General features: G+C 63.8%; 15 protein-coding genes. 7 read left to right on the plus strand and 8 right to left on the minus strand.

Going from position 1 to position 13,158, the window contains the following annotated elements; translation table 11 throughout:
* Positions 1–117: 117 nt before the first annotated feature.
* Positions 118–993: an MBL fold metallo-hydrolase gene (locus tag IVB42_RS39280; RefSeq protein ID WP_247395256.1), complete on the plus strand. Its 876-nt coding sequence runs from the start codon at positions 118–120 to the stop codon at positions 991–993.
* 119 nt (positions 994–1,112) lie between these two features.
* Here IVB42_RS39280 and IVB42_RS39285 read toward each other — a convergent pair whose 3' ends face one another.
* Both IVB42_RS39285 and IVB42_RS39290 read right to left on the minus strand, forming a co-directional pair.
* Complete coding sequence (locus tag IVB42_RS39285; protein ID WP_275974687.1) at positions 1,113–2,204, minus strand: type II asparaginase; 1,092 nt, start codon at positions 2,202–2,204, stop codon at positions 1,113–1,115.
* Positions 2,205–2,427: 223 nt separating this feature from the next.
* Positions 2,428–2,676 carry a hypothetical protein gene (locus tag IVB42_RS39290; RefSeq protein WP_018456350.1) on the minus strand — a complete coding sequence of 83 codons (249 nt, stop codon included), beginning with the start codon at positions 2,674–2,676 and terminating at the stop codon, positions 2,428–2,430.
* Positions 2,677–2,880: 204 nt separating this feature from the next.
* On the opposite strand from IVB42_RS39290, the gene IVB42_RS39295 reads away from it, so the two are divergent.
* The gene (locus tag IVB42_RS39295; RefSeq protein ID WP_247395255.1) at positions 2,881–3,351 is read left to right on the plus strand and encodes a cupin domain-containing protein; all 471 of its coding nucleotides are present in this window, start codon (positions 2,881–2,883) and stop codon (positions 3,349–3,351) included.
* A 15-nt stretch (positions 3,352–3,366) separates the two neighbouring features.
* On the opposite strand, the gene IVB42_RS39300 is transcribed toward IVB42_RS39295, so the two are convergent.
* Positions 3,367–3,930, minus strand: a complete 564-nt coding sequence (locus tag IVB42_RS39300) for a TetR/AcrR family transcriptional regulator (protein WP_247395254.1) — start codon at positions 3,928–3,930, stop codon at positions 3,367–3,369.
* Between the two features lie 103 nt (positions 3,931–4,033).
* Here IVB42_RS39300 and IVB42_RS39305 point away from each other — a divergent pair, with 103 nt between their 5' ends.
* Positions 4,034–4,405: a nuclear transport factor 2 family protein gene (locus tag IVB42_RS39305; RefSeq protein WP_018456353.1), complete on the plus strand. Its 372-nt coding sequence runs from the start codon at positions 4,034–4,036 to the stop codon at positions 4,403–4,405.
* Positions 4,406–4,451: 46 nt separating this feature from the next.
* Here IVB42_RS39305 and IVB42_RS39310 read toward each other — a convergent pair whose 3' ends face one another.
* Positions 4,452–5,414, minus strand: a complete 963-nt coding sequence (locus IVB42_RS39310; RefSeq protein ID WP_026233151.1) for an alpha/beta hydrolase — start codon at positions 5,412–5,414, stop codon at positions 4,452–4,454.
* A 128-nt stretch (positions 5,415–5,542) separates the two neighbouring features.
* On the opposite strand from IVB42_RS39310, the gene IVB42_RS39315 reads away from it, so the two are divergent.
* Positions 5,543–6,220 (plus strand): nitroreductase, encoded by a 678-nt coding sequence (locus IVB42_RS39315; protein ID WP_247395253.1) that lies wholly within the window; start codon positions 5,543–5,545, stop codon positions 6,218–6,220.
* A 131-nt stretch (positions 6,221–6,351) separates the two neighbouring features.
* On the plus strand, positions 6,352–6,555 hold the full coding sequence (locus IVB42_RS39320) for a hypothetical protein (RefSeq protein ID WP_018456356.1): 204 nt from the start codon (positions 6,352–6,354) through the stop codon (positions 6,553–6,555).
* A gap of 26 nt (positions 6,556–6,581) precedes the next feature.
* On the opposite strand, the gene IVB42_RS39325 is transcribed toward IVB42_RS39320, so the two are convergent.
* From IVB42_RS39325 to IVB42_RS39335, 3 genes are read right to left on the minus strand one after another with little or no spacing between them, the layout of a single operon-like run.
* Positions 6,582–7,703 (minus strand): HD domain-containing phosphohydrolase, encoded by a 1,122-nt coding sequence (locus IVB42_RS39325; RefSeq protein WP_085353014.1) that lies wholly within the window; start codon positions 7,701–7,703, stop codon positions 6,582–6,584.
* 50 nt (positions 7,704–7,753) lie between these two features.
* Positions 7,754–8,074: a PilZ domain-containing protein gene (locus IVB42_RS39330; RefSeq protein ID WP_247395252.1), complete on the minus strand. Its 321-nt coding sequence runs from the start codon at positions 8,072–8,074 to the stop codon at positions 7,754–7,756.
* Positions 8,071–9,168: a DUF2336 domain-containing protein gene (locus tag IVB42_RS39335; RefSeq protein WP_247395251.1), complete on the minus strand. Its 1,098-nt coding sequence runs from the start codon at positions 9,166–9,168 to the stop codon at positions 8,071–8,073. The genes IVB42_RS39330 and IVB42_RS39335 overlap by 4 nt, the downstream gene beginning before the upstream one ends.
* A 296-nt stretch (positions 9,169–9,464) precedes the next feature.
* Between IVB42_RS39335 and IVB42_RS39340 the strand changes: the two genes are divergently transcribed.
* Both IVB42_RS39340 and IVB42_RS39345 read left to right on the plus strand, forming a co-directional pair.
* Complete coding sequence (locus tag IVB42_RS39340) at positions 9,465–10,412, plus strand: AraC family transcriptional regulator (RefSeq protein WP_204511038.1); 948 nt, start codon at positions 9,465–9,467, stop codon at positions 10,410–10,412.
* A gap of 51 nt (positions 10,413–10,463) precedes the next feature.
* On the plus strand, positions 10,464–11,054 hold the full coding sequence (locus IVB42_RS39345; protein ID WP_085353019.1) for an NADPH-dependent FMN reductase: 591 nt from the start codon (positions 10,464–10,466) through the stop codon (positions 11,052–11,054).
* Between the two features lie 4 nt (positions 11,055–11,058).
* On the opposite strand, the gene IVB42_RS39350 is transcribed toward IVB42_RS39345, so the two are convergent.
* Entirely contained in the window at positions 11,059–13,140 is a 2,082-nt protein-coding gene (locus IVB42_RS39350; protein WP_247395249.1) for a methyl-accepting chemotaxis protein, read from the minus strand.
* Positions 13,141–13,158: the final 18 nt, after the last annotated feature.

A 13,158-nucleotide genomic window follows, 5' to 3' on the forward strand; every position in this document is an offset into this window, starting at 1 on the left:
CGGCGTTTGGGGTTGATTTGCGGCAATCGTCACGCAAGGGGACGGCTCCGCGCCTTCCCGGCTTGAACGGTCCGCTGCCGCCCGCTACGCTGCTTCAAAAATGGGAACGGAACGCGCATGAAGCAACTCCGGATCGGCGACATCACCATCGATGCGGTGATCGAGCGGGAGGGACCGTGGCGGCGGCCGCAGGATTTTTTCCCGGCTTATGACGAGGGTGTGTTCAGGCACCATCTGCCGACCATAGAGCCGGAGGTGTTCGATGCCGCGCGCGGCATGATGGTCATCACCTATCAGACCTTCGTGGTGCGCACGCCGCGCTATACCATCCTGGTCGACACCTGCACCGGCGAGGACAAGGGCCATCCGCCGCCGTTCGATTTTCCCGGCAAGGAACGCTGGCGCAACGAGCTGTTCGCGCTCGGCATCGGCTTCGAGCAGATCGACTACGTGTTCTGCACGCATCTTCATATCGACCACACCGGCTGGAACACGACCTTGCGCGATGGCCGTTGGGTGCCGACGTTTCCGAATGCGAAATACGTCTTCCACAAGGGTGAATATGCGGCCTGGGAGGCCGAGCATGCCAAGGGCCGCAACCCGCCCGGCACCGTGTTTCGCGACAATTGCCTGCCGATCGTCGAGGCAGGCCAAGCGCTGCTGGTCGATGACGATTACGCGCTCGACGACACCGTCACGCTGACGCCGACGCCGGGGCATTCGCCCTGCCATTGCTGCGTGAACATCTTTTCGAAGGGGCGCCGCGCGGTGGTCGCCGGCGACCTCATGCATCATCAGATCCAGTGCCGCGAGCCGGACTGGTCGGCCAAGCCGGATTGGGACCCGAAGCAGTCGGCGGTGTCGCGGCGAAAGTTTTTTGCTTCCGTCGCCGACACCGACACGCTGATCCTGCCGATTCATTTTCCGGCGCCGACGGTCGGGCTGATCAGCCCGCTCGGCGCCGCCTTTGATTATCGTTTCAAGCGGGATTGACCACTGGGTCGCCGTCATGGCCGGGCTTGTCCCGGCCATCCACGACCATGGCTGCAACGTGGATGCCCGGGACAAGCCCGGGCATGACGAGTTCGTGGAGCGACCGCGCGTCGAATGCTCTAGTACGTATAGAACATCCGCTGGATTTCCTTGGTGTCGGTCGTCTTGGTCAGCGCCAGCATCAGCAGAATACGCGCCTTTTGAGGATTGAGCGTATCCGAGACGACGAAGTCATGCTCGTCGTCCTTGGCCTCGCCGTTGCGCGCGACGATGCCGTTGCCGACCCGGCTGCTGCGCACGATCACGACACCCTTCTTGCGGGCCTCGTCGAGGGCCGGCTCGACCGCGGGGCGAGCCAGGCTGCCGTCACCGACGCCGGCATGCACGATCCCCTTGGCCCCGGCGGCGACAAACGCGTCGATCGCGACCCGGTTCATGTTGGCGTAGCCGTACACGATGTCGACTTGCGGCAGGACATCGAGGCTGGAGACGTCGAATTCGGAGTCCGCCGTGTGCCGGCGCGTCGATTGACGATAGAAGTACGGCTTGTTGCCCTGCATGTAGCCGAGAAAGCCGAGTTCCGGGGTACGGAAGGTGTCCGCCGTCGAGGTGTTGTTCTTGGTGACATCGCGAGCCGCGTTGATCTGATCGTTGAGAGCAACGAGCACGCCCTTGCCGACGGCCTCGTCACTGCCTGCGAGGATCACCGCATTGAAGAGGTTGATCGGCCCATCCGCGCTGATCGCTGTCGACGGCCGCATCGCGCCGACGACGACGACAGGTTTCTTGCTCTTGACGACGAGGTCCAGAAAATAACTGGTTTCTTCGATCGTATCGGTCCCGTGCGTGATCACAATGCCATCGACATCGTCCTGCGCGAGCAGCGTGTTGACGCGCTTGGCAAGCTTGAGCCAGTAGTCATTGTTCATGTTCTCGCTGGCGATCTGGAAAACCTGCTCGCCCTTGACGTTAGCCACCGTTTTCAGTTCGGGGACGGCATTCAGGAGCGTCTCAATGCCCACCGTGGCGGCGGTGTAGCCGACCACGGTGGTGCTACTCGCCCCGCTGCCGGCGATCGTGCCGCCGGTTGCGAGCACCATGACGTTGGGCAGTCCTGGGCCCCGCGCGTTCGCGGCTTCAAGTCCGATGAGCAGCGCGAAGAGCAAGCTCATTGCCGCGATGAAGTGATGACGCACTCGAGGTTGCCACATCTTGACGTTCCCTTTGCTAGAAAGCCTTGTCGATGCGCCCCGTTTCGCTCGGCACCGCATGATCGGTCAGTCGAGAGCTCCTGTCTAGGGCGACGCTGCTTTCGGATGATTTGGTCTGGAAGCCGGTACACGGAAACACACAAGCGAATGGCCGGGACAAGCCCGGCCATGTGGCAGTTCGTCTGGCGATTGCTCGCTAAAGCAGCAGCGAATTTGCGGCGCCTTACGCGCCCATCTCGCACTTCTTCATAAAGCTGTTCTTGGCGGCGCCGGCGAGCGGCTTGCCCTCGGCGCTGACGGCCTTGGGCGCGCAGGCTTCGGCTTTGCACTTCTTCATGAACGAGGTCTTGGCGGCGCCAGCCAGGGCCTTGCCGTCCTTGCCGACCGCCTTGCTTTCGCAGGTGTCCTCCGCGAGGGCCGAACCCGCTGCGAACGTGGCAACGATCGCAGCCAGGAAAATCCGCTTCATCATGATTGTCTCCCTAAACCAGAAATGGCACGCGGATTGGAGCCGGAAATCGTGGCGCAATCAAGCTGGATGAGCGCCTGCCGCCCGGTCTTGCTAGCGATTTTCCGACCGCGGGTACGAAAGGGCCGACGCCTGCTGCACTGCTCGCTGACCGGGACGGGCGATCCTGCTAGCTTCAGGCGAGTTTAGCCGAAAGGGAGCATCGTAATGGAGACCCTGATTGCGAACATGCCGGATACCGCTTCTGACCGGCATTCTCACCTGGTTCGGCCGCAAGAGATGGAATGGCAGAAGACGCGCTTTCCCGGCTGCGAGGCCAAGACGCTGCTGTTCGATCGCAGCAGCGGTCTGATGACGGCCTTGATGCGCTTTGCGCCGGGATCGGTGCTGCCCGATCACGAGCATGTCGGCGTCGAGCAGAGTTATGTCATCGAGGGCGCTCTCGTCGACAACGAGGGACCGGCCAAGGGGATTACCTGCAAGGCCGGCGAATTCATCTGGCGCGAGGCGGGCAGCCGGCATGCCGCCTGGTGCCCGGAGGGCGCCCTGATCCTGGCGATCTTCCAGGTGCCGAACAAGTTCTTCGAAGCCGACGGCCGCGTCGTCGATGCCGCCGGTCAGGATTGGGACCAAACGTGGGGGCACACCGACGCGCAGCGGGCGGGGAGGGCACGGTAGGCGGCTCTTCGAAGCTCAAGTGCCGTCATTGATGCTTCTGACGAGCGTGGTGACCTGAACGGCGATCAGCCGCCGCATCTCCTTGCCGTTCCTGGCGGTTTCGCGCAGTCCCCGCATGCCGAACACCAGGCATCGCGCCAGCACCTCCGGCTCGACCGCTATCCCGGCGGCCTTCACCTGATCGCGGATGAGGTCGGCGACCAAACACTGGAAGTTGTCGTAGACCTTCCGAACTGCGGGGAAACGGAGGTCGAACAGATCTGCCGAATCGGGATGCGCCTCGATCAGGTCGAAGCCATGCGATCCCCAGGATTTACAGGCGTGGAGCAGCCTGGCGTGAAGGCCGTCGAGGCGCGCGATTGCGGCCCTGATCTCCCGATGCTTCTGCTCGTCCATTCGCTGGATCACCGCCGCGAACACGGCCTCCTTGTCGGGGAAGAGCAAATACAGCGCCGGCCGCGACATTCCCGCCCTGGCGGCGATGTCGCCCATCGTCGTGCGGGCATGGCCGTAGCGGGAGAAGACCTCCGTCGCAGCCTCGACGGCGAGCTCTTCTTTCGAAATGCTGGAACGAGCCATGAGTCTCAAAAGCGTCGGAACTGAACGTCGGGTCATATTGACAAAGTATCAATAATTGTCAATGTGACCAAAAGCGGCATGAGTCCACGAGAGGTTCTGCGAGATGAACGATGAAGCGCGACTGAAGACCTGGAACACCTATCAGGCGGCGTGGGGACCCATCGATGAGGACGAGCGGCGTCGGCTGCTCGAGCAAAGCGTGGTCGCGGACTGCGTGTATACCGATCCGGGCTCGCAGGTTGAGGGACGCGACGCCTTGATGGCGCGCATCGGTCAAACCCAGCTCAAGTTTCCTGGCGCGCATTTCAGGAATGACAGCTTCCTCGAGCACCATGATCAAGGGCTTTTTCGCTGGACGATGTATGACGGCGCCGGTCGCGTGTTCGTCACGGGCGAGAGCTTCGGCCGTTTCGGCGACGATGGCCGCCTCGTTCAGGCGACGGGCTTCTTCGAGGTGCCCGCTGCCAAGTCCTGAACGCCGGCCGGCGCGGCGGTCGATCCTGCCGCTCCGGATATCGCCCTCAGGCGCCGCGCGCGAGAAGCGCCTTGAAGTCCGCGCGTGCGCGCTGCGCTTCGGCTCGCGCCACCTCGGAGGCGTCGCCGAGGCCGAAATAGCCGTGGATCAGGCCGGGGCCTTCATGATGCTTCACCGGCACACCGGCTGCCTCCAGCGCCCTTGCGTAGGCTGCACCTTCGTCGCGCAGGGGATCGAACCAGGCGGTGGTGACGATCGCGGGCGCGACGCCGGCGAGCGAAGCCGCGCGCAGCGGTGAAACGCGCCAGTCGGTCGCATGAGAGGGATCGGCGAGATAATGACCGCAAAACCACTCCATCACGGCGCGCGAGAGGAAGTAGCCTTCGGCATTCTCGGCGCGCGAGGGGAAGCGTGCGTTCTCGCGCGCGTCCGCATAACTCCCGAGGACGTCGGTCACGGGGTAGACCAGGAGTTGCGCCGCGAGCTTGATGCCGGCGTCGCGGCAGGCGATCGCGGTGGTGGCGGCGAGATTGCCGCCGGCGCTGTCGCCGGCAACGCCGAAGCGTTTTGCATCGCCGCCAAATTCCGCGACGCGGCCAAACACGTCGCTGACCGCGGCAAAGGCGTCCTCGAACGCGCCGGGAAAACGCGTTTCGGGCGGACGGCGATAATCGACGGAGACGACGACCGCGCCCGTCTCGATCGCAAGGTTGCGTGCCTGCCGGTCGTGGGTCTCGAGGTCGCCCGCCACCCAGCCGCCACCATGGAAGAACACCACGGTCGGCGCCGGCGTGGTGCCGACGCGGTAGACCCGTGCATCCAGCGGACCGGCGCCGCCTTTCACCTTGATATCCGCGATGATGTCGACCGGTGGTGGCGCTATGGCCGCGCGTGAGGCAGCCAGTGCACGCAAGGAATCGCGGGCGCTCTGTGGCGTCATCGTCGTGGCATCGCGCATCGGCAGCAGCGGAATGATCTGGGCGATGACGGGATCGAGCGGTGCAGCCATGTTGGCTTTCATGGGATCCTCACAGGGTTCTTGGTCTTGCTTGCGGGTTAGCATAGATATTGCGCGCCGCATCGGCAACCGCTCGCGTGTTGGCGCGCCAGGGGATGAACGGGCAGGGAGGTCTTGAGGTGGAATTCGAAACGCTGGTCCAGTCGCGCCGCAGCGTGCGCGGCTTCAGGAACGAGCCGGTGCCGCGCGTGGTGATCGAAGCGATCATCGACAGCGCCAAGCGTGCGCCCTCGTCGATGAACACCCAGCCCTGGCACGTCCACGTGCTCACGGGCGGTCCGCTGGAACAGCTGCGCCGACGCAACATGGAGGAGATGGTTGGCGGCGCCAAGGTGAAGCGCGACATCGTCAGTCACGGCGAGTATCAGGGCGTGCACCGGACCCGGCAAGTCGACGTCGCCAAGAAACTGTTCGGCGCGATGGGGATCGCGCGCGACGACAAGCCGATGCGGCAGGACTGGGTGCTGCGCGGCTTCCGCCAGTTCGATGCGCCGGTGTCGCTGGTCTTGACCTATGACCGCGTGCTCGATCCCGGCGCGGTCTGCCATTTCGACCTGGGCGCGCTCTGCTACGGCATCGTGCTCGCGGCCTGGGACCGCGGTCTCGGTTCGGTGATCAACGGGCAGGGCATCATGCGCTCTGACATCGTGCGCGAGGTCGCAAACATTCCGGAGGACGAGGTGATCATGACCTGCGTCGCGATGGGCTATCCTGACGACAACTTTGCCGCGAACGCGGTGCGCTCCGATCGCGAGGGCAACGACGATTTCGTGCGCTACGTCGGATTCGCCGAGTAGTGCGGGCAGAGGAGATTATTCTCTCGCCGAAATTTTTGGTGCGGACCGCTTGGCGGCCTCTTGCAATCTCGATCGTGCAGGAGGAACAATGTGCGGACTGAAAGGTTTGATGCTGGCGCGAGGGAATTGACATGCGGCGGCTCGCTAGCCTGGTTCGACGGTTCTTCGGCCCGCGAGTGCGGCGTCCGATCGATGATGATCCAAGTCTTCCTTTCACACCCGAAGAGTTCGGCCGGCTGATCCGCAGCGGCCGGCACGAGGACATGAAGCTGCTGGCCGAAGGGCTCGCCTGCCGGACCGTTCCGCGCCGCACCAGACATCGCGCCGCGCACTAGACTGGGGTCGAGACGGGTTGCTGCGCTTACCTCGTGAGAGCGACCTGCCTGAACGCGGTCAGCAGCGCCTTCTCCAACTTTCCGCTCATCCCGCATAGGATGTCATAGGCTTCGCTGCGTGGCAGCGTCGGCTTGTAGTGCCGATACTCGATCAGGGCCGCGAAGATGTCCGAGATCGTGAGAATCCGCACGATGTCGCCAATACTCTCGGCCCCTAGTGCATCCGGATAGCCGCTGCCGTCAAGAAATTCGTGATGATGCCGCACGGCATCGAGGATCTCCGGTGAGATATTGTCGTGGTCTTTCAGGAAATCGTAACCCGCAATCGGGTGAGTCTCGATCATGGCACGTTCGGCCGGATCGAGACGGCCGGGCTTGTCGAGGATGGCAAGCGGGATCCGGGCCTTGCCGAGGTCGTGGAACATGGCCGCCGAATACAGCCGCTCGAGATCGGCGCGGCCCACACCGAGACTCAGCCCGAAGTCGATCGCAACGCCGGTCACGAGCAGGCAGTGCTGGTAGGTTCCCTCGTGGTGGCGCCGCACAGTGGTGAGCCACTCGGACAAGCCATGCTGGGTGATGCGATCAGCGATCTTGCGGCCGGCTTCCTTCGTGCCGTCGACATCGATGGGCTCGCCGAGCGCGACGGCCGTGAACATCGACGCGATCGCCGTCGCCGCGGCCTCGACGGCATTGTCCTGCTGCGGCGCCTGACCTGAGGAAGCAGACGCCTCTTCGGCGGAATCAGCCAGCGCTGCCAGCAGCTTGATCTTGTCGATCGTCCCGGGAAGGACGAGCGTGGCCCCGAGCGCGTAGGCCTGCGAGATACTCATGTGAGAGGGGTGCTCGACCAGGAAGATGCGCTTCGTTGCCTTTGCGAACTTTATGGCTCGTTTCTTGATGGCCGCGATGGTGTGGACGTCACGCAATTCCGCACGGATGACGATCGCGAACGGCATCTGGGACAGCTTGGCTTCTGCGTCGAGCCGTTCGCCTGCGACGGCAAACCGTTGCTCGAGAATCGAACAGACGCTCGACAATTTTTCCGAGGAGTCAGCCAGCACATGCACGAATGGGCGTGCCGCTTCCTTCTCTCGGATGCCGCCGTCGCCTTTGACGGGGCGGGATATAGTTCGCGCGTTCTGCACGGTTGACCTGAATCATGCTGGAGTTGGATCGGGCTGATGAATCCTTGGGCCTATTTGTTCTGAGCGGCAGCCTGCACAGCGGCTGCCGGTTTCTTCTTGCCGTCTGCGGTGACGAAGTGCACGCCGGCCGTGGTGCCGTCGATCCAGACCAGTTCGCAGCGCCGGTAGGCGAGCCCCGTCGAGGACAGCAGCAGGAAGAATTCCTTGGCCTGGAGCACGTCGAGCGTGCCCTCGACCTCGATCTTTGCACCGCTTTGCGATATGTCGAGCAAAACGCAACTGCGCCGCCAAGTGCCGTCCGAGCCCATTAGATTGACAGGCTGCTTGTGATCCATTTTTACGCGCATCGCTTTGCGACCGTCGAACTTCATCGGCTAACCCCCATCTTCGGGCTGCCATTTCCCGGGTCGCCTGTGCTGGCGTTTGCTACTATTTGCCCCCATCGCACTGTCCATTGGCTGGTGGACAGAAGCAGCGTCTCGAAGATCCGTTGCGCGCGCTCGCGCTCGGAATAGGAGAGCCTTTTTCCGCTGCGGTTGCTCAGGATGGTAAGGGTGGTCTGCCAGTTTAGCCGCGACGCCCGGCACGCCATGACCAGCCCCTCGCAATCGTCATCGCTCGCGACATGCTCGATAATTTCGAGCGGCGCCCCTGAAAGCACCGAGAGCGCCGTGAATAAATTGGCCGTCTCGCCGCGGATCGCAAAGCGGTTCACCGTGGAATCGTTGAGCTTGCCGATGCGGTTGAGGGCGACGATCTCGGGCCTCGCGCCCGCGTAGTCGGCCCGGCAAGGCCGCTTTGGCGGAGCCGGCTCCGCTTCCGGCACCGGCGCTGCGGCGGACGGGGCGGGTGCCTTCCGGGCTGGTGGGGCGGAGAGCAGCTTGCGCACGACCAGATCGGGCGTGCCGGGCCGGAGCACCAGCGCCTTCGCGATCTCGCCGTCCTGGTCGGCCTTGGCAATTAGCGCTGCATAGGCTGCGTCGGAGAATTTCGTTCCCTGGTTCTTGATCAGGTCAAGGCAGATCGGGCCGCCGTGCTTGATCAGCGCCTCAGTCACCGTCGGCGCGATGTCGCTGCGCGCGGCGATCGCGCGTCGATGCCACTCGCCACGGGAGTCAATGACAGCCTCGAGATCGGCTGCGGAAAGTGCACGCGACTTGAGCAACACAGGACATGCCACGTCCGGACTATCGTGCGAGGCGAGACGCCACAATGTTTCGGGAGGCGCGATGTCAAGTTCCGCGAGCGCCGTGCTGAGCTGAACCAGTGCGCTGGCCTCGACCCGTTCCGTCAATCGCAGCAGAACACCGTCGACCACGTTGACGAGCAATTCCCGGCACTGGCCGCGGCTGCCAGTGAGCAACTGCACCATGCCGGCGAGAATGCGTGCGCAACGGTGCGGTGGGTAGGTTGCGACCACCTCTTCCAATTCAGCAAGAATATCAGCAGGCGAATTTGCCATCATGGCAGGGGCCTGACCTAAAATTAATTTGGACTATCGAACTGCACCTATTCCGCCCGACAGACGTTAATTTGAAGTTTGGATTTTGCTCGTCTAGGTATATCTGCACCGCTGGCCACACGGAAAACGCTATCGAAAATTGGCGAGATTTGATGCGCCGCCTTGTCCTTGGACTTCGACGCTCGCCAACTGGTCGGCATAGTTCGAAGTGATTCTTTCAGACTTAAGGCACACGGAGCGCAGAAGCGGGCCGGCATCGTCGCCGGACGCGTCTGTTGCGACGCGAAGTTCACATTGCCATGAATAGAAGTGATGATCCGCCGACGCTGGCGCCAAAGGTATTTCGCTTCACCGACGTCGATGAATTTCGAAACGCCATACGAGGGCTCGACTTCGAGTTCACGCCTTTTGTACGGAGGATTTCGGCCGAGCAGAGTATTCTGTCGCTACCCGGCTGCGACGTGAATTTGACGCGGGCATTTCCGCGGGTCGTCGACGCACAGCTCGTCGAGAATTGTACCGCGATCGGATTCACGATGGACGATTTGGACGTGACCGTTCGATTCAACGGCGCGCGGCGTATACGACCCGTTATCGTCATCGGCAGCGGCGGCGCGGCTTACACCATCATCGAGGAGGTGCAGCGGCAAATCGCCTCGGTGGTGTTCAGGCCGGAGGTGACGGATCGCGGCTGGCCACAAGCAACCCTCTGCTTCAACATCTTCGAAACGACCGCTGCGGGCTTGAGCCGGCTTCGCGGTGTGGTCCGGGAAGTCTTGGAAGCCGCGTCGGAGCCCGTCGCCTCGCCCGACTTGCCGCTGAAGGCGGCCGGCATGAAGGAGACCCTGCTCGGCGCTGTGGACGCAATTTTCGAAAGTATCGTTCCCGCGCGATGGACCCTGCGCCCCAATGACGAGCGCAACTTCAAAGTCTTTCAGGACATCCGCGCGCTGCTTTCCGACGACCTCTCGCTGCCCATCTACAGCGACGAGATCGCGCGCAAACTCGGCTTGTCCGTTCGCACCATGCACGACGTCGCCCGCCGCTATCGTGGAATGAGCCTGCACCGCTACTTGCGCCTGCGGCGGCTGTGGCTGGTGCGTCAGCGGCTGCTCGCGGGTGCCGATAGTGTCAAGGCCGTCGCGCTGGCGTTCGGCTTCTGGCATCTCGGCGACTTCTCCAGAAGCTATCGCGACCAGTTCGGCGAGACACCGTCGCAAACGCTTGAATCCGGACGGCGAACTTAGCGCGTCAAAACGTTGAGGGCCGGCCTGATGATCCGTGCTAGACTGCTGCCCATGAGCAATCGCATTCTCGTCCTCTACGGTTCCTACCGTTCCGACCGCATGGGCATACGCCTGGCGAATTTCGTCATCGATCGCCTGCGCGCCCGCGGCGACGACGTCGTGTTTATCGACGCCAAGGCGATCGGCCTGCCGATGCTCGATCGCATGTACAAGGAATACCCCAAGGGCTCCGCACCCGAGGCGCTGGAGAAGCTCGCCGGAGAGATCCGCGGCGCCGATGGTTTCGTCTTCGTCACTGGCGAATACAATTGGGGCATCCAGCCGGGCCTGAAGAATCTTACCGACCACTTCCTCGAGGAGTGGTTCTGGCGCCCAGCCGCGATCGTGAGCTACTCGGCCGGCCGCCTGTCCGGCGCGCGTGCCTCGACCGCCTGGCATGGCACGTTGTCGGAGATGGGCATGGTGGTGGTGTCGAGCACCATCGGCGTCGGCCCGATCGCACAGACGCTGTCGGAAGCGGGTGAACCGATCGGCGAGGGCGGCAAAGCGCTGGAACGCTCGTTCCCGCGCTTCGCCGACGATCTCGCATGGTGGATCGAGGCGGCCAAGGCGCAGCGGGCGCGCAAGGCGCCGCCGTACTAAGCCCTTACGCCGACCTGACCTCACCGAGGAAGCGGTCGAACTGTCCGGCGAGATCGCGTGACTGGGACGAGAGCTGCTCGGCTGCGCCCAGCACCTCCCGCGCGGCCGTACCGGTGTCGTCGGCGGCGCGCTGCACGCCTGAAATGTTGGTGTTGACCTCCTGGGTGCCGCGCGCGGCTTCCTGGACGCTGCGGGCGATCTCCTTGGTCGCCGAGCCCTGTTCCTCGATCGCGGCCGCGATCGCGGTGCCGATCTGGTCGATCTCGCCGATGACGTCGGCGACGTTGCGGATCGCGGTGACGGTCTCGTCGCTCGCGGCCTGGATCGCCGAAATCTGCTCGGAGATTTCGGTGGTGGCCTTGGCGGTCTGGCCCGCCAGCGATTTCACCTCGGCAGCAACTACCGCGAAGCCGCGGCCGGCGTCGCCGGCGCGGGCGGCCTCGATGGTCGCGTTCAACGCCAGCAAATTGGTCTGCTCGGCGATGCTCTGGATCAGCGTGACGACGTCGCCGATCTTCTGCGCGCCCTCGGCCAGCGCACGGGCGGTGTCGCCGGTGCGGCGGGCGTTGTCGACGGCGCGGGCCGCGATCTCGGTGGACTGGGCCACTTGACGGCCGATCTCCGAAATCGAAGAGGTCAGCTCCTCGGTGGCGCTCGCGACCGTCTGCACGTTGCTCGATGTCTGCTGTGAGGCGGCGGCGACGACGGCGGCCTGGCTGTTGGTCTGGGCAGCCGTCGAGGTCATCGACTGCGCCGTGCTTTCCATGGTGGCTGAAGCGCGGGACAAGCCGCCGACGAGCTCGGTGACCTTGGCTTCGAACGCGCGGGTGATCCCGTCGAGGGCCTGTGCGCGGCGCATCTTGCCGTCGTTCTCGGCCTGCTTCTCCGCCGCGAGGCTGTCGGCCCGGATCATGTTGTCCTTGAAGACCCGGACCGCCGCGGCCATGGCACCGATTTCGTCGGAACGCTCGGCGCCGGGAATCTCTTCCGTGACCTCGCCTTCGGCAAGCCGCGACATCCGCGTCGTCAGGTTGACGATCGGGGCGCAGACGCGGCGGCGGACCGTTACGATGAGGCCGGCGCTGGCGATCAGCACGGCGAGGAGTCCCGCGAGTGCGATGGTGAAGCTGGTGTGGGCCGCGGTGGATGCACCGGCGAGAATCTGCTCGGCGTTGTCGTAGAAGGCGTCCCGGACCTCGATGATAGTGCTGAGGCCACGCTGCGTGGCGGTGTAATAGGTGTCCATGTCGTGTTCGTACTTGCCGCTGACCGCACCCTCCTTCACCAGCTTGAGCTCGCGGCCGAACTCTTCGATGTAGATCGCGTTGAATTTCTCCAGCGCGGCGGCGACGTTCGCCGGCGTTGCGGGATTGCCGCGCAACTCCAGCAGCGACATCACGATCTGATCGTTGCGGCCCTGCGAGCGGCTGATCTCGGCCTTCTCGGTGTCGGTCGCCGGCTTTTTGCCGCCGACGAGGTTCTTGTGCAGGCTGGAGTTGAAGCCGCCCACGTCGCGCAATGTCATCGCGATGTTGGCGTAGCTTGCCTGCCGGTAGGCATCGCCGTTGAGGATCGCCATGCGGCGAACCTGCTCGTTGAGCAGCGCGGTCACGCCGGCGTTGAGCACGGCGTTGTCGGCGACGATCTTCTTGGCGGCATCCTTGCGCGCCTCCGGCGGGCCTGCCATCGCCTTGTCGATGGCTTCGCGCAGCGCCGTGAACTTCGAATTGATGGCGTCGATGTTGCCGCCGGTGGTGTTGCCGTCATCGAACGGGCCGGGCAGGTCCTTGCGCAGCGCGTTCATCCTGTCGCGGGCGGCATCGGTCTGCTTGCGCAGCTTGTCCTGCTCGGCAAGCAGCGCCAGGTCGACCGCGGGAGGGCCATAGAGGATGTTGGTGGAAAAGCCGCGCTCGGGATTGAGGTAGCGCGGGATGTCGCTGACGGCGCGGACGATCGCCAGCCGCCCCTGCGCTTCGGTGATCCGTTCCATCGTCTGGTATTTCGTCACGGCGACGTAGACGGCGAGGCCGCCGCCCACTGTCGAGAGCGAGACGATGGCGGTGGTCAGGAGCGTACCGATTTTCATGATTCTGTCCGGCAACTG

It is taken from the genome of Bradyrhizobium sp. 45, from assembly GCF_023073155.1.
Classification (GTDB): domain Bacteria; phylum Pseudomonadota; class Alphaproteobacteria; order Rhizobiales; family Xanthobacteraceae; genus Bradyrhizobium; species Bradyrhizobium canariense_D.